We start from the raw sequence: 16,337 nt of genomic DNA on the forward strand, positions 1-16,337 counted from the left end.
GAAAGCGCATTTCTACTAAACGCAAATAGTTGTAAAACAAAGGTTTACAAAACGTTAAATTTCGTGATGGCCTGTGAAATCGGCATGTTAGAAATCGCTACGAAAACTGTTTCGCCAAAAAAAACGCCTTCTGAAATGATACGAGTTTACACAAAAAGTGATTGTCGGAAGAAAAACTTCGTGTCGAATTCGGTCGTTGTATTTTTGTTGTTTTCACCGATGGATTTCTGTTCATAGGATATAACTTTGAGTATAAAAATCCGAATTATGGAAATAGTAAGCAAAAGGGAATTTAATTATCCGATAAACAAGCTTTGGAGCGCGTGGACGAATCCCGGTCACCTAAAAAATTGGTGGGGACCAAACGGTTTTACGAACACTTTTCACGAATTCGATTTTACCGTCGGCGGTCGTTGGCGTTTCACGATGCACGGACCCGAAAAAGGCAATTATGAGAACGAAGTCGCGTTCAAGGTCATCGATTTTGAAAAACGGATCGAGTGGGATCGCATCACGCAGCCGTATTTTTACGTGACGGTCTTGTTTGAAAAAATAGGCGATGAAAGGACTTTGGTGACTTTTTTGATGAAATTTTACGAGCGGAAAGTGTACGACACCCTCATCAAGTTCGCTCCTGAAAAGAACGAGGAGAATTTCGACAAGCTGGAATCTGAGCTTTTGCGGATGTGATTTTTAGGCGCTGAACCAAAAATTCGGCTACACTTTATTATATAGGATTAGTTTCGTTTGAGTCGACAACTCGTTGATTTTCAGAATTCGTCAAAATTGGTTAATAACTTCCGGGTTCTTTTAAAGCTGATTCCGAAGCGCGATTGCTAAATTTGCCGCAAACCTATTTGAAGCATGATCAGTATCGTTCCGGGCGAAATGACAACCCAGAAATTGCACGGTTATCTGCAATCGTCGGTCGGGCCGCGTCCTATCGCTTTTGCGAGCACCGTTGACGCTGACGGGAATCCGAATTTGTCGCCTTTCAGTTTTTTCAACCTGTTCAGCTCGAATCCGCCGATATTGATTTTTTCGCCTTCGAGACGCGTTCGCGACAATACGGTCAAACACACGTTGACTAACGCCGATGCGACAAGGGAAGTTGTAATCAATGTGGTCAATTTTGACATCGTGCAACAAGCGTCGTTGTCGAGTACGGAATATGCCGATGGTGTGAACGAGTTCGTGAAAGCGGGCTTGACGCCGATTGTATCCGATTTGGTGAAACCGTTCCGCGTAGCAGAATCGCCGGTTCAGTTCGAGTGTAAAGTCAACGAGATAATCAGTCTCGGAAACGAAGGCGGAGCCGGAAACCTGATCATTTGCGAGGTTTTGAAAATGCATATATCCGAAGAAATCCTCGATGAAAACGGAAATATCGACCAACACAAAATAGATTTGGTATCGCGACTCGGGGCGAATTGGTATTCGAGATCGAACGAAGGTTTGTTCGAAGTCCCGAAACCGCTCACGACTTTGGGTATAGGCGTTGATGCGATTCCGGACAAAATCCGCAAAAGCGAAATCTTCAACGGCAACGACTTTGGAATTCTCGGAAACGTCGAAGCCTTGCCAACCGAAGAAGAAGTCGCTATCTTTGTAAAGGACGATTTCGAGGTCAAAGGCGTGCTGAGTTCGGGTGACGAAACAAAGCAACACGAGCTGGCCAAGAGATACATAGATAATAATGAGGTGCTTTCCGCCTGGAAAGTCTTATTGGCCAAAAGAGTTTAAAATTAAAGAAGAGAAAAAATGGAAGTTACAGGAAAAATCAGGTTGATCAACCCAACCCAACAGGTGAGTGCCTCGTTCAAGAAAAGAGAATTGGTAGTGACGACAGATGAGCAATATCCGCAGCACATCATGGTCGAGTTCACGCAAGACAAAACAGATATGCTCGATTCATACCGTCCGGGAGAAGACGTGAAAGTTTCGATCAACTTGCGCGGACGCGAATGGGTTTCGCCACAAGGAGAAACGCGTTATTTCAATACGATCCAAGGTTGGAGAATCGAGCGCGCACAAGCCGATGCTCCACAACAATATCAGCAACAACAGCCACAATATCAGCAAGCGCCGCCGCAATACCAGCAGCAAGCACCTCAAGCGCCACAAGCGCCGGCTCAACCGTTTGCTCCGGCTCAAAATTTTAACGAACAAGAACACGACGATCTTCCTTTCTAGGCGATTGCCGATTTTTGAATACAACCCGGAGTTTCGCGACTGCCGGGTTTTTTATATGTAATTGTAAAGAATGTACTTCCTTTCCAAAGAACTTATTTTTCCCGATGTAGCCGAAGCCGATGCCGACGGATTGCTTGCCGTGGGCGGAGATTTGTCAACCGAAAGACTTTTGATGGCTTACCGGAATGGCATTTTTCCGTGGTTCAATCCCGATGACCCGATTTTGTGGTGGTCGCCTGATCCGAGAATGGTTTTGCTTTTCGACAATCTGATTGTTTCCAAGAGCATGAGAAGTGTTTTGAAAAAGCAGGTTTTCGAAATCACGTTCAACAAGGACTTCGAAGGCGTGATTTCCAATTGCCAAAAAGCGCCGCGTCCAGGCCAAAACGGCACTTGGCTGACCGATGAAATGAAAGCGGCTTATGTGGAACTGCACAAGCTCGGACACGCAAAATCAGTAGAAACCTGGCAAAACGGCGAACTTGTAGGCGGACTTTACGGCATCGATCTTGGCAATGTGTTTTGTGGCGAAAGTATGTTCTCGAAAGTATCGAATGCGTCAAAAGCGGCTTTTATCAGTTTGGCCAAAAAACTTCAGGCCGAAAATTATTTGTTGCTCGATTGCCAAATCCACAACGATCATTTGGAAAGTTTGGGTTGTCGCGAAATTCCGCGCTCCCTGTTCATTAGAGCGTTGAAATCATAATTTTCATCGAAAATATATTTCGACCCCCATTTTTTAAAGGGTAATGAAATATATTTGGTCGAATTTAAAAATCGACCCCATGAAAATCGGAGTGCCAAAGGAAATCAAGAACAATGAGAACCGTGTCGGCATGACTCCGGCGGGTGTTTATGAATTGGTAAAAAACGGACACACCGTTTATGTACAATCTACGGCGGGCGACGGCAGCGGATTTTTCGACGACGACTATCTTTCGGTAGGAGCGAACCTTGTTCCAGATATTGAAACTGTGTACGAGCTGGCCGAAATGATCGTCAAGGTCAAAGAACCAATCGCGCAAGAATATCCGCTGATTAAACCCGGACAAATCCTTTTCACTTATTTCCACTTCGCCTCAAGCATGGAATTGACCCAGGCCATGATCGAAAGCAAAGCCGTATGCATCGCCTATGAAACGGTCGAAGATACAGATGGAACTTTGCCGCTGCTCACGCCAATGAGCGAAGTCGCGGGAAGAATGGCGATCCAGCAAGGCGCGAAATATCTCGAGAAACCAATCAAAGGCCGAGGCGTTTTGCTCGGTGGCGTTCCCGGAGTTCCGCCGGGGAAAGTTTTGGTTCTGGGCGCGGGCGTCGTAGGAATCCAGGCCGCGAAAATGGCTGCCGGACTTGGAGCTCACGTGACGATTCTCGACATCAACATGAAACGGCTGCGACACGTGAACGATGTCATGCCAAGCCACGTCGTTACGGAATATTCGAGTGAATACAACATCCGAAGACATATAAAAAATCACGATCTCATCGTTGGCGGCGTACTCATAAAAGGTGGGAAAGCGCCAAAACTCATCACTCGCGAAATGCTCAAGGAAATGCGTCCGGGCACGGTTTTGGTCGACGTGGCCGTTGATCAAGGCGGTTGTTTTGAGACGACGCGCGCAACGACACACGAAGATCCGACATACATCATCGACGATATCGTACATTATTGCGTTGCCAACATGCCGGGCGCCGTGCCTTACACCTCGACTTTGGCGTTGACGAATGTGACTTTGCCTTACGTTTTGAAACTCGCGAATCTTGGTTACGAAACAGCTTGCGCGAAAAATCCGGAGTTGGCCAAAGGCTTGAATATCGTTGGAGGCGAGATCGTTTATGAGGAAATCAAGGAGTTTTTCGAGGCGAATGTTTAGTTGACCAGACCAGGAATCCAGATTTTGGCCGACCGAAATGCGACAGGAATTCGAATTCAGACCGAATTTGAGTTATTCGGAAACATCTTCATCCGAAGGCACGTATTTTCCTATCAACCAATGCGCCAAATAAATCATGGGCGTCAACAGGATCGCGATTCCCAATTTTACCGAATAACCCGTGAATCCGGACTTCACAAAGGTTTGGAAGTCGATTTTTCCGGTCATGTAGAACGCGATGCCGAGTACGATAAAACTGTCGAAAAGCTGCGAAATCACCGTCGATCCCGTTGTTCGCAACCAAATCATTTTGTGTCCGGTTTTGCTTTTGACGAAATGGAAAATCGTGACATCGATCAACTGGGAAACGATAAAAGCGACAATACTTCCGACAATTATCCACATACTTTGGCCAAAGACCGCCGTGAATTGCGCATCGGTTACATTTTCTTTCAGACCTGCAGCCGGAATCCGCAAGGCGAACAAAAGCACTAAAAAACAATAAGCGATCAATCCGGCGGTGATGAACGAAAGTCGGCGGACGCCTTTTTGTCCAAAGTATTCGTTGATCAAATCGGTGGTCAAAAAAACGATCGGCCACGGCAAAATTCCTATGCTCATGACTGCATCGCCCACGTAAATCAGTTTTCCGCCAATGAGTTCGGCCACGACGGCATTTGTGATGAAAATGCCCGCCAAAATGACGAACAGCGTATCTTTTCTGGTTTTGAACATTTAGATCATGGATTTGTTGAAACTGGCGTCGAGGTGATTGTAAACCATTTCTGAGGCTTACATTTGTGCATAAATTCTGGTGGAGCCGATGAATTTAAAGCCGCGGTTTTAAGGTCTAGTAATCTTCTTCGGAGTCGCTGTCAAAAAGATTTACACGCGCGTTTTGTTTCCCGAAAGTCGCGCGGTTGTGGCCTTCGTTTTGCAGTCGATCGATGATTATGTCGTATTGTTTGGAGATTTCGGCTTCGTCCTGAATAGCGCTTGTGTTGACCAGCTTCCAGGTTTTGGGATCGATTTTGCCGTCCGGATTCGTCAGGAAACCTATTGTCACCAATTTCGCAGTCGGGCGCGAATAGGCATTGGTTTGGTTTTCGGCCGTTTTTTTGAAGAAGAACAACGTAGCCGTTTTGTCTTTGATCGCGATTTTTTTCGTTGTCAGAAGTTCGGTTTTGGAATTGTCGTCGTCTCCGAAATAGACCGCAACAGAAGCCGCGATTTCCTCGTCGCTCCAAGCCGGGACCCACGATTTTTGGTCGAGTAAAGCGTGAAAAGTCGCGAATTTCGTTTCGCGGTTCAGCAACAATCGATTGACAAGATCGGGTTCAGGTTTTTTGTTGTGCGCCAGATCCAATCGGAACAATTCGAGGTTGAAACCCGGCAAATTCAGGTGCTCGATTTTGGAAAACCACTGTGAAATGTCCTTGTCGGACTTGAATCCGTACAAAAGTGTCGCGTAGTTCTTGAGACTTTCCGATGGCGATTCATACGAATAGTCGTCTTCCTCCACATTTTGTCGGTCTTTCCAGACTTTGGCGCGTTTGGCGTCGAGCCTTGCATCTGTAAAAAGCAATTTCTTGTACGATTTCAATTTCTTTGGATTCACTTTTTTCTCGCGGATCAATTGTGTCGTAAATTCCACAATCGGATCCTGATATTCCGAAACGCCGTAATATTGAAGGATTTGCGGATACAGAATCTGGCTGTGTTGGGTGTCTTCCTCGAATAACGTAAAAAGCCCGTAAATGTCTGATCCATTGTTTGAAAGCGGCAGATCATACTCGAGCAAAACGGCGATTTTCTCGTAAGCCAACTTCGATTTTTGCTTGGCAAGCGCTCGGATTATCGCCAGTTGCAAAATTCCGTTCACGCCTTCTTTTCGGTAGCAGCTTTCCAAAAACGGCACGACCTGCGGATCTTCGATACGTCCGATTTTCTCCAAAAGCGTAGAAACGGCCGTAGTTTCGGACGGTTTAAAATCAAAAGAAGTCAGGAAATCTTTGAGCACGGGCAAATCGGTCTTGTCCAATTGCAACATATCGACAGACTCGAACGCCGAGTAGCGAATGCTGTCGTTTTCGCTGTTGACATCTTCGAGAAACACTGCCGTTTTTTTGTCGAACATCGAAAATTCAGGCAAATAGATCTTTGGCGTAAAACCTTTGATGAGATCATCGATGAAATCAGGTTCTTTTTGGCCTTTTGCGACCAAAGCGCGCATGTACCAAATGAATCCGTCTCTCAGGAAAACCACATATTTGGCGGCTTGCACACAATCTGGACGTTGAGCCGTCACGTCGAATCGGATCAATTGTTTCTCCTTGTCGTAACTTTCTTTGACGTCGACGAGTTCGGCTTTTCGCTGGCGTTTTTCTTTGTCCTCGGACGGTTTTAACCATTTGTTCCAGGCAGATTCGGGCAAACCTCGGCTTGTCGCGGGATAATCGGTTTCCGATGCGATTGTTTCCTCTTCATTTTCTTCGTCGGAAACCAATCCGTTGTAATTGTCGAGAATATTGCGTTTTATGTTCGATAGAAGCGTATCACGGCTTTCGACATACTCATAGCGATGGTAAACCCATGCGAACAAGTCGACGGTTTTGCCCGACGGAGCCGAAAAAGTATACTGTTTGTCATAGGTTTTGAACAGGTTTTTCTTGTCAGAGTCGGCGCGAAAGTTAGAAGTAGGAAGTTTCCAGAACAATTGTTCGTTCTCTTTTTCAGGCAAGTCGATCGTAAAAAGCGCGAGCGGATCCTCGAATTTCTTCATGTCGGAAATTTCCCTGAACGGAAGAAAAGTAAAAGACGAGACGAACTTTTTGGCGTTTTCCTCGGATGCGTTCAGACTTCCGACAAGGTAGTATTTCTGACCGTTAACGACAGTTTTCAAACGCAGGTTTTTGCCCGACAAAACAGCCGAAGATTCGTATCCGTTGTCGAAAGAAACGCCTGGAGAAGTTGGTGAAATGTCGAGTTCACGGTAAAATTCTTCCTGGATTCGCTTGAGTTCGAACGCCGTCGATGCCAGGGTTTCATTGTCGGGAATCGTTTCCTCGAACAAAAAGTAGTAGGCTTTTTCGTTTGCGTCGTAAGCATTGATCTCGATGTTTTTCGGGTTGCCCGAACGCCGGTTTCCGTACATCGTGAAATAAGATGGAACGCTGATCGAAAATCCGCCTTTTTCGGGAGTGACTGTTTCCCAATTTGGTGAATATTTTTTGAGTTTGATGTTCGGATAGATCTCGTTTTCAAATCGCCTGACGTAATTTCCGTTTCCGCCCATACTTACGCAAACCACTTCAAGCGGCGTGACGTAATAGCGATAGTGTTGCGCGTTCCCGATCTTGGTTTTGTTCGAAATGTCGTAAACGGAGTAGTTTTCCTCCGAATAGAATTTCTTCTGAAGAATGTTTCCCGGGATATTTTCGTAGAACAGACTGTCGAGCGCGTTCGGGCTGAAAACGCCTTCTTTTCTAAGGAAATTACGCGTCGGCAAGCGTTTTAGGTTGATGATTCCGCCGTTTGCCAAATCTGGTGTTCCAATGTCGTCGCCGTTGAAAATGTTGCCGGAAACCATCGGAAGCGAAACCATGCCGTCGCCAGTCTTGACGGTGACGAAATTCGGACGCGTAAAATACCCGTCAATCGTGCGTTTGTTGGTTTGGCCCTTTTCTGTATAAGAATCCAAAACGGGTTTCACGGTATAGCCTTTTTCTCGTAAAAGTTCGACCAAGCCTTTTTTTCCGGGCAAATGCGCCGCTCCGACAGCCGCGAACAAGCTGCCTTTTTTCGCGATCGAGTCGATGCTTTTCAACATGACCAGATTTCGGTCGGTGATCAAAGCTTTGTGATAGGAAGCCGGCGTCATCAGCACGTAAAGCGAGTCGAGCATGTCGAGGTTTTTCTCGCGGTAAAAGTCTGTCATGGCCTGGTTCAGCGAACGTTCCTTGAGCAGTTTCATAATCGCCAGTCGGTTTTCGTCCTTGAGTTCCGATGCAGCACTTTCGGCGCTCATCACAGAAAGCATCGAGGTTTTCGCATTCTCCAAACCGATGACTTTTTTCTTGTATTTGCGGCCGGTCTGATAAATGAACATATCGAGGTAAGTATCTTCCTGATAGTCTTTTTGGGTTTCGTTCGTGCGCGACAAAAGGCTGTTGACGATGTTGCTGTTGTTGACGAAAAGCGGAAACAGCTCGTCTTTTTGAAGCGATTTTCTCGTGAATCGCGAATAGAATCCGTTTGCGTCGCTTCTGGCCAGACGGTTTTCGGCGCCCATGGCATCGTACATTTCCAACCAGGTTGCCGGATCGCTTTCGGTGGCGACATAATCGGCAGCCAAAAGGTGTTTGAAAAACGCATCGGACAAGTGGTACGAAACCTTGTCACTAACGTGCATCGAGCCGTAGATGTAAGATTTTTTGTGCAGACCGTTACCCGAAATCTCCCACAGCAAACTCTGGTATTTCTTGGATTGGGAAAATCCCGGAAGGGCGAACAGCAGCGCTATAAGGACGATTTTTTTCAAAACGGGAAAGCAATGTTTGTTTCTCGTAAATATAGCGAAATGGCGATGGAGTTTTCGCGTTTTGTTTTTGGATGGATTTGGGTTTGATCCAGGCTCAATTTTATGCAAAATCCCAGACCTAACAAATTTTCGAAATTTGTTAGGTCTGGGAAAGTTCGGGGAGAAAAGTGATACCCGATTACAGATTTTCTGTAATTTTTGTTAATTCTTGATTAGTTTCAATGTTTGATTTTTGCTATCGACAATTCTCACGAAATAGCTTCCGGCGTTGAGATTCGAAATGTCGATCAAGTTGTCGCCGATGGAAAGGTCTCCGGTTTTGACCGATTTTCCGGTGATGTCGACAATCTGGTAAGACGAAGTTTCAGACGCGAACAAAGTCACTTGGTTCGAAGCCGGATTCGGGTACAAAAACGCGATGTCAGACGTGGTTTCGACAGTTTGTTTCACATCGGCTTCACGCGCCGTCGACTCGACTTGATTCAGCGACCATTGTTGGTTGTTTCCGCCGCTGTAAGTCCAAACTTGGATATTGGCGCCGTTTGCTATAGAAACATCTTGCACGTCGAGCGATTTGCCGCTGAGCACGTTCGTGATTCTGTAAAATCCGCTTCCCACGCTCACGACTTGCCATTTGAACTCGTTTCCGGAGCCGAAATTTCTTTGTACGACTTTTATGCCGTCGGCTGTGCTGTTATTTTCGGGCGCAAGATACATTTGGGTCGATTTTACCCTGATGTAGAAATTGCCGCTTCCCGCGTCTTCGAACTTCCAGCGTTGGTTTGCGCCTCCGCCGTTGGTGATTTCCCATTGTTGGATTCTCGATCCGCTTGTTGTGGAATTATCGGCGACGTCGAGCGCTTTGTTGCTGTGTCTGGCGACGATGTTGTAGTAACCCGGAAAGCTCGTGCCGCCGGTCGATGGCGTCCATTTGAAAGTCACCGCAGACGAAGCGGGAATGTTGTAGTTGAAAGCGTTAGAACCCGAAACGACTTTGATCGTATTGGCTGAACCCGAATTGTAAACCACGGTCACGATAGAGTTGTCGCTGTTGCGGAAAGCTGTCGCGTGAATCGATCCGTTTGAGGACGAGCAGCCAATTCTTTGGGCGTTGGCTTTCACGAATTTCGCAAACTGGCCAATGATGTAATACGAAGTGTTTCGGGAAAAGCTTGTGCTGTTGTTGACCGTGACCGCGCCTTGGCATGTCGTGCAGCCGCCGGGCGTTCTCGGGCCGTAACTCGGATTTGTGGCGAGATTCCATTCGAGAGCGGTTTTGGCCCAGTTGTTCATTGAGCCGATCATCACGTTTTGCATGTGCCAACCGAAATCGCCTGAAAAGTTGCCCGGTCCGCCGACGTACTGTTCTGTGAAGTAGACGTTTTTGTTCGTGGCATTTTTTACGGTTGTCATTGCCGATATATTTCCGGCGTATAAGTGGAAAGCCGCTCCATCGACGTAACCGCTGTTGTTCAAAACATCGATCGGATAAGCCGTGTTGTCGCAATTGTGGTCGAACGCGATGATTTTGACGCCTCCAAAACCAGCTGCGGCTTTTTGCGGACCGAGGTGATTGTTGATGAAATCTTTTGCCTGGCCGGAATTCATCAGCATACTAGGTTCGTTGTAAGGATTTTCAGGTTCGTTTTGCGGTGTGACTGCCCAAATGTTGATGCCTTGTGCCTGCATCGCCTGGAAGTATTTCACGAAATATCTTGCGTAGGCCGAATAGTATTGGGTTTGGAGGCTTCCGCCGACCCACGAGTTGTTGGTTTTCATCCAGCGCGGTGCCGACCAAGGCGTTGCGAGGATTTTGATGTTCGGGTTGATGATCAGGATTTTTTTGAGAATCGGGATCAGGTAGGTGAGATCCGGGCCGTTCAGGCTGAAGTTGTTCATGTTCGTGTCGCCCGAGGTTTCGTTGTAGGAATAGGATGAATTGGACAGATCGGAAGCGGCGATGGAAATGCGGACGACCGATGAACTCAAGCCCGTATTGGGATTGAAGATTTCCTGAAGCAGATTGTTCTGTTGGGTTGCTGCCATGTTGGAAATGACTTCGGCCGATCCTTGCGTAAGGCACCAACCGTAGCCGTCGATGGTTTGGTAAGTCGTTCCCGGATTTACCGTTACAGTTGACGCATTTGTTCCGGAGTTTGCGGCGAAACTTACGTTGCCTTGTTGGGCAAGAAGCGCCGTTTGGTCGCCTCTTGTGAGCCAGGGCGTGACCGTTTGTGCTTTCGTATGCGTTCCGAGGAGCGCGATTGCGGCCGTGAGGACAAGGCTTTTGAATGTAATCTTGTGCATAACAAAATAATTTTGTGGTTAGTACTGATTTTATGGTTTTCCTAAAGTTAGCCCATCTATTTTGTTGATGTGTTCAATTTCAAACCTTACAAAAACTCATCATTTACGACATTATCAATTTTGACGCGGATTGGTTAAGTGGTTTGCGAAAATCGGTGTTAGGTTTTGATGTGTTTTCGAAATCGACGAATGGACGCGTTTGTTGGGTTTTTGATAAGGTGGAAGTTTTGGAAATTGGACTGCGCAAGGGATGGCGGCTTTATTTAAGCTCTTTTTGCCGAGCTGTTTTTTGGTCGCTTTGGACTATTGTGGTGGCAAAAAAGCGAGTGCCGTCCAGCCCGACGGCGGCTTTTTTAGGTGGCGGTCGCTGCATCGGAAGCTTCCAAGCCGCCGATGCGCCCAAGTTTTAGTTGCAGTAGCAGTGGCAGTGGCAGTGGCAGTGGCAGAAGCAGAAGCAGAAGCAGAAGCAGTAGCAGTAGCTGAAGCTGAAACAGTCGTCAGTTGCAGAAGTCGAGGTAGGAAATAGTAAGGCGAAGGCGATGTTTAAACACAAAAAACCCCGCCGAAGCGAGGTTTTTCTATCAAAATGTGAATGATAATTAACCTAGAGCAGCTCTCTTGAAGCCAGTCACAGTAAGGTTTGCATCTACAGATTTCACGTAAGCAGTAACGTTTACGGAAGAATCCTTGATGTAATCTTGGTTCACCAAAGTATTGTCTTTGAAGAAACGTTGCAATTTTCCTTTCGCGATGTTTTCAAGCATAGCTTCTGGCTTGCCTTCCTGACGCAATTGGTCTTTTGCGATCTCGATTTCTTTAGCGACTGTGTCGGCATCAACTCCTGTTTCGTCAAGTGCGATCGGGTTCATGGCGGCAGCTTGCATCGCTACGTTACGCGCAGCTTCTTCAGCTCCGTCAACGTTTGCGGAAAGAGAAACCAAAGTGGCGATCTTGTTACCCGCGTGGATGTAAGAACCTACAAATGCTCCGGAAAGTTTCTCGAAAGATCCGATTTCGATTTTTTCTCCGATAACGCCTGTTTGCTCGATCAATTTGTCGGCAACAGTCATTCCGTTGAAATCAGCGGCAAGGAATGCCTCTTTAGAATCGAAGTTGATCGCAAGGTTGGCCAAATCTGTAGCCAATTTTACGAAACCTTCGTTTTTACCTACGAAGTCAGTCTCGCAGTTCAAGGTGATGACAACGCCTTCAGTCTTGTCGGCATTGACGACAGCGATTGCAGCGCCTTCGGTAGACTCACGGTCTGAACGGTTGGCGGCAACTTTTTGTCCTTTTTTGCGAAGGATCTCGATCGCTTTGTCGAAATCTCCTTCGGCTTCAACAAGGGCTTTTTTGCAGTCCATCATACCAGCTCCGGTAGCGGTGCGTAGTTTGTTTACGTCTGCAGCAGTGATAGTTGACATATCTCTTAAGTTGTAAGTTTATAATTTGTGTAAAAGAAAAAATTCCAAATCCCAAATCCCAAAATCCAACTTTAAAAAACCGTTATTTCGGCAATCCGATTGGAATTTGGAATTTGATTTTTGGAATCTTAAAGATTTATTCTTCAGTCTTGGTTTCAGTTTCAGCTTCTGCTGCCGGAGTTTCAACGGCCGGAGCTTCTTCTACTGCAGGCGCTGCTTCAGCTTTTGGAGCCTTGTTGGCTTTTGGAGCTGCTGCGTCTGTAGTTTCTTCGTCTGACTCGTCGAATGCCGCGTCAGCGTTTCTGTTGCTCAAACCTTCGATAACTGCGTTAGATACCAAAGAAAGAATTTTGTCGATTGATTTCGAAGCATCGTCATTTGCAGGGATGACATAATCTACCTCACGTGGGTCAGAATTAGTATCAACCATTGCGAAAACCGGAATGTTTAATTTGCGAGCTTCTTTTACTGCGATGTGTTCAGCCTTGATGTCAACTACGAAAAGCGCAGCTGGCAAACGAGACATATCAGCGATAGAACCTAAGTTCTTCTCGAGCTTTGCACGTAGACGGTCGATTTGCAGTTTCTCCTTTTTGGAAAGAGTGTCGAAAGTTCCGTCTTTCTTCATCTTGTCGATAGAAGTCATTTTCTTGACTGCTTTACGGATAGTGACGAAGTTAGTCAGCATTCCGCCTGGCCATCTTTCTGTGATGTAAGGCATGTTTGCTGCGGCAGCTTTCTCGGCTACGATGTCTTTTGCTTGTTTTTTAGTCGCAACGAATAGGATTTTGCGACCTGATGCAGCGATCTTTTTCATGGCCTCGTTAGCCTCTTCGATCTTTGCTGCAGTTTTGTACAGGTTGATAATGTGGATTCCATTACGCTCCATGTAGATGTAAGGAGCCATGTTCGGATCCCATTTTCTGGTCATGTGTCCAAAGTGTACACCTGCTTCCAGTAAGTCTTTAACTTCTACTTTGTTTGCCATTTTGTAAATAGTTTACGTTCTGTTGAATTAGCAATGTGTTTTTTAGATTTTCGGATTTCGGATTTTCAGACTTTCACATCTGTTTTACCTCAATCGCTATCGTCAACCCATTTAGATGCTAAACTAGTGTCAGACCTCGGTCTGATAACAACATTAACTTAGTTATAAAATAAATTGTTGGATGAAGATTAACGTTTAGAGAACTGGAATCTCTTACGTGCCTTCTTCTGACCGAATTTCTTACGCTCAACCATACGTGGGTCACGTGTAAGCAATCCTTCTGGCTTCAGGATAAGACGGTTCTCAGCTTCCACTTCGCACATTGCGCGAGCGATTGCCATACGAACTGCTTCTGCCTGGCCGTTTGAACCACCTCCGTAAACGTTTACTTTCACGTCAAAGTTCTCAGCGTTTTGCGTCATTGCAAGTGGCTGCATTACTTTGTATTGAAGAGTTGCAGTTGGGAAGTAAGTCGCGAATTCTTTTTTGTTAACCGTGATTTTACCAGAACCTTCAGTTAGGTAAACACGGGCTACAGCAGTTTTTCTTCTGCCGATTTTGTGAATTGTAGCCATTACTTAATGTCGTTTAGATTGACGGTTTTAGGTTGTTGAGCTCCGTGTTTGTGCTCAGTACCTACATTAACACTCAGGTTGCGGAAAAGTTCTGCACCCAATTTGTTCTTAGGCAACATTCCTTTTACGGCTTTCTCAACCAAAGCAGCAGGGTTTTTCTGCTGAAGAACTTTGGCAGTAAGGGATCTTTGACCACCTGGATAACCTGTGTGACGAATGTAAGTCTTGTCGTCAAGTTTGTTACCCGTAAGGTTGATCTTTTCTGCATTGATAACGATCACGTTATCGCCACAGTCAACGTGCGGTGTGTAGCTTGGTTTGTACTTACCGCGCAAGATCATAGCGACCTTAGAGGCAAGACGTCCCAAGTTGTGACCTTCAGCATCGACAACAATCCACTCTTTTTTAACAGTGGCCTTGTTGGCTGATACCGTCTTGTAGCTTAATGTGTTCACAATAAATTATTTTAATTAAACATTCCGTCCCCAAATTAAGGGGTTGCAAAAGTACAATTTATATTTATAAATGCAAACCGCTATAAAAGATAATTTTAGCGGACTTATGAAGGGCATAAAAAGTGTCCGAAAATACCATAAAAAAACCACTTTACGAGACGCAAAGTGGTTTTTAGCAAAAAGAGCAAATATAATTATACGATAAACAAATTCGCGATTGTGACCGCAGTTGCAGTATCGATAGGTTCGTCAAACGATTCCGCTCCTGCCGATGCCGGAATAGCCGGTCCGTTGGCAGTATTGTTAACAGACGCGGTGTTGAATCCGGCCTGGAGCGTGTTTTGTTCCCCTTCGTAAACCGGTTGCGCCTGAACGGGCAATCCGCCGCGGTCGCTTCCTACGATCCAGCCTTTTTGTCCGCGAAGACGGCGCACTTGAGAAGCGTGACGTGCCTCGACAGAGTGAATCTGCAAAGCGGCAGTAAGCAATGCCGGATTCGACATCAAATTCCCGGCTTGTCCTTTATAAGCGCGAACGCCTGTATCTTCAAACGCTTGGGCTAGTTGAAGAAAAGTCTGGTAATCTCCGAACGGGTTGAAAGGTCCGCCGCCGTTGGCACTGTTTCCGCCGGTGAAGTCAAAAACCGGAATTGGCGGAGCGTCTGCGCCCAAAGCCTGAGCCAAAAACGTCACGTGGGCATTTTCGTGCTGCGCGATTTGAGCGATGATAGCTTGGTCAGCTTGCGGAATCAATCCGGCAGTGTCCAATGCAGTGTTGTAATATTCGGCTTCGAGGTATTCCAAAGTCAACGCCAATTGCAAAGCTCCGGTCGCAGTTGCGGGAGTCGGAGAGATGTCGGCTGCGTAAGATTTGTTGGTCAACGCCGAAAGTCCAAAAGGAACAGCGGCAAAAGCCAAACCTTTACCCAATTGTCCAAAAGCACCGAAACTCGATCTTCTGTCTCCGGTCTTTGTGTACAAAGCATCGTCGGAGAACAACTCTAATATTTTTGATATGTTCATGATTTCTATCGGATTTTGGATTATGGTAAATATTGCGCGGTGAATGGAGTCGTGATGAAACCGAGGTCGCCCACGGCTGAGATGATTCCAGATGGATTCGTCGCTTTGTCAAGTCCGTTTGCGTCAACGACATCGTTTCCTGCGAAACTTGCCGTTCCCGGATTGATCAAGCTTCTGATAGCCGATGCGTGCCTTGCCTCAACCGAAACGATTTTTCCGGCAAGTACCAAATAGTCCGGAGTCACGATAACTTTACCGGCTCCGTTGTAAGCTGCAACTCCCGTATCTTCAAGCGCTTGTGCTGTCGCAAGAACGGCTGCTTGGTTACTGAAATTCAATGTTCCGTAATTGAAAGCCAGATCAGGAAGTACGCGTTCTGCCGGAAGTGCGCCCGAAAGTGCCGCCTGGAAGAATTCGCGGTGAATGACCTCGTGGTTGTAAAGGTCTGTCAATACTGCTTGGACTTCCGGCGTGAATCCGGTGAATCCTGTTGCGTTCACGACCTTCGTGTAAAAGTCGGCTTCCAACTGCTCAAGTGCGTAAGCGTATGTCAAAACGCCCAAATCGCCTCCGCCAAGATCAAATACGCCATTGCGTATTCCAGGAAGTTGGTTCTGGTTGTTGTTGCTGCCTGAATCGTCGTCATTGTTACATCCGGCCATCAACAAGCCCGCGCCGGCCATCGTAAGGCCGCTGATTTTAAGAAAGTTCCTGCGACTCGCTAAAGCCGGATTCACTTCCTTGATGGTTACTTTGTTTTCCATAATTCACAGTTTAAGAATTAATACTGGTTGTGTGTACGAATACTTATATTTGCACATATTAGGTAAACCTACGTTGAGAAAGTGATTCCGGTTTTGCAAAATTTCAATTTGTAGAGGTAAAATTTTACAATTTTTTAAACTTTTTTATAGTGTTTATAGGATTCTCCTTAAAATTTACATAATTTCCATTAT

Annotated in this window: 14 protein-coding genes; 5 read left to right on the plus strand and 9 right to left on the minus strand. The window is 46.1% G+C overall.

What is annotated here, in order from left to right; all coding sequences use genetic code 11:
* The first annotated feature begins 267 nt into the window (after positions 1–267).
* The 5 genes from EOO49_RS00765 to ald all read left to right on the plus strand — a co-directional run bounded on the left by EOO49_RS00765 (position 268) and on the right by ald (position 4,070).
* Complete coding sequence (locus EOO49_RS00765) at positions 268–690, plus strand: SRPBCC domain-containing protein (RefSeq protein ID WP_290841966.1); 423 nt, start codon at positions 268–270, stop codon at positions 688–690.
* 174 nt (positions 691–864) lie between these two features.
* Positions 865–1,743, plus strand: a complete 879-nt coding sequence (locus EOO49_RS00770) for a flavin reductase family protein (RefSeq protein ID WP_290841967.1) — start codon at positions 865–867, stop codon at positions 1,741–1,743.
* An 18-nt stretch (positions 1,744–1,761) separates the two neighbouring features.
* Complete coding sequence (locus EOO49_RS00775) at positions 1,762–2,193, plus strand: DUF3127 domain-containing protein (RefSeq protein WP_290841968.1); 432 nt, start codon at positions 1,762–1,764, stop codon at positions 2,191–2,193.
* A gap of 70 nt (positions 2,194–2,263) precedes the next feature.
* Positions 2,264–2,899 (plus strand): leucyl/phenylalanyl-tRNA--protein transferase, encoded by a 636-nt coding sequence (aat, locus tag EOO49_RS00780; protein ID WP_290841969.1) that lies wholly within the window; start codon positions 2,264–2,266, stop codon positions 2,897–2,899.
* A 79-nt stretch (positions 2,900–2,978) separates the two neighbouring features.
* Positions 2,979–4,070, plus strand: coding sequence for an alanine dehydrogenase (ald, locus tag EOO49_RS00785; RefSeq protein ID WP_290841970.1), 1,092 nt, complete (start codon positions 2,979–2,981; stop codon positions 4,068–4,070).
* A gap of 72 nt (positions 4,071–4,142) precedes the next feature.
* On the opposite strand, the gene EOO49_RS00790 is transcribed toward ald, so the two are convergent.
* The 9 genes from EOO49_RS00790 to EOO49_RS00830 all read right to left on the minus strand — a co-directional run bounded on the left by EOO49_RS00790 (position 4,143) and on the right by EOO49_RS00830 (position 16,145).
* Complete coding sequence (locus EOO49_RS00790) at positions 4,143–4,805, minus strand: queuosine precursor transporter (protein ID WP_290841971.1); 663 nt, start codon at positions 4,803–4,805, stop codon at positions 4,143–4,145.
* A gap of 115 nt (positions 4,806–4,920) precedes the next feature.
* A complete protein-coding gene (locus EOO49_RS00795) occupies positions 4,921–8,610 on the minus strand; it encodes a TraB/GumN family protein (protein WP_290841972.1) in 3,690 nt (1,229 codons plus the stop codon).
* A 201-nt stretch (positions 8,611–8,811) separates the two neighbouring features.
* On the minus strand, positions 8,812–10,917 hold the full coding sequence (locus EOO49_RS00800; protein WP_290841973.1) for an RICIN domain-containing protein: 2,106 nt from the start codon (positions 10,915–10,917) through the stop codon (positions 8,812–8,814).
* Between the two features lie 599 nt (positions 10,918–11,516).
* The gene (tsf, locus tag EOO49_RS00805) at positions 11,517–12,341 is read right to left on the minus strand and encodes a translation elongation factor Ts (RefSeq protein WP_290841974.1); all 825 of its coding nucleotides are present in this window, start codon (positions 12,339–12,341) and stop codon (positions 11,517–11,519) included.
* A 136-nt stretch (positions 12,342–12,477) separates the two neighbouring features.
* Positions 12,478–13,329 (minus strand): 30S ribosomal protein S2, encoded by an 852-nt coding sequence (rpsB, locus tag EOO49_RS00810; RefSeq protein WP_290841975.1) that lies wholly within the window; start codon positions 13,327–13,329, stop codon positions 12,478–12,480.
* Positions 13,330–13,517: 188 nt separating this feature from the next.
* Positions 13,518–13,904, minus strand: coding sequence for a 30S ribosomal protein S9 (gene rpsI, locus EOO49_RS00815; RefSeq protein ID WP_290841976.1), 387 nt, complete (start codon positions 13,902–13,904; stop codon positions 13,518–13,520).
* Positions 13,904–14,359: a 50S ribosomal protein L13 gene (rplM, locus tag EOO49_RS00820; protein ID WP_290841977.1), complete on the minus strand. Its 456-nt coding sequence runs from the start codon at positions 14,357–14,359 to the stop codon at positions 13,904–13,906. Before rplM ends, rpsI begins: the two co-directional genes overlap by 1 nt.
* A 194-nt stretch (positions 14,360–14,553) precedes the next feature.
* Positions 14,554–15,381, minus strand: coding sequence for a ferritin-like domain-containing protein (locus EOO49_RS00825; RefSeq protein ID WP_290841978.1), 828 nt, complete (start codon positions 15,379–15,381; stop codon positions 14,554–14,556).
* A 20-nt stretch (positions 15,382–15,401) separates the two neighbouring features.
* Entirely contained in the window at positions 15,402–16,145 is a 744-nt protein-coding gene (locus tag EOO49_RS00830) for a ferritin-like domain-containing protein (protein ID WP_290841979.1), read from the minus strand.
* Between the last annotated feature and the right edge of the window lie 192 nt (positions 16,146–16,337).

Origin of the sequence: Flavobacterium sp. (assembly GCF_004295795.1) — a bacterium.
GTDB lineage: Bacteria > Bacteroidota > Bacteroidia > Flavobacteriales > Flavobacteriaceae > Flavobacterium.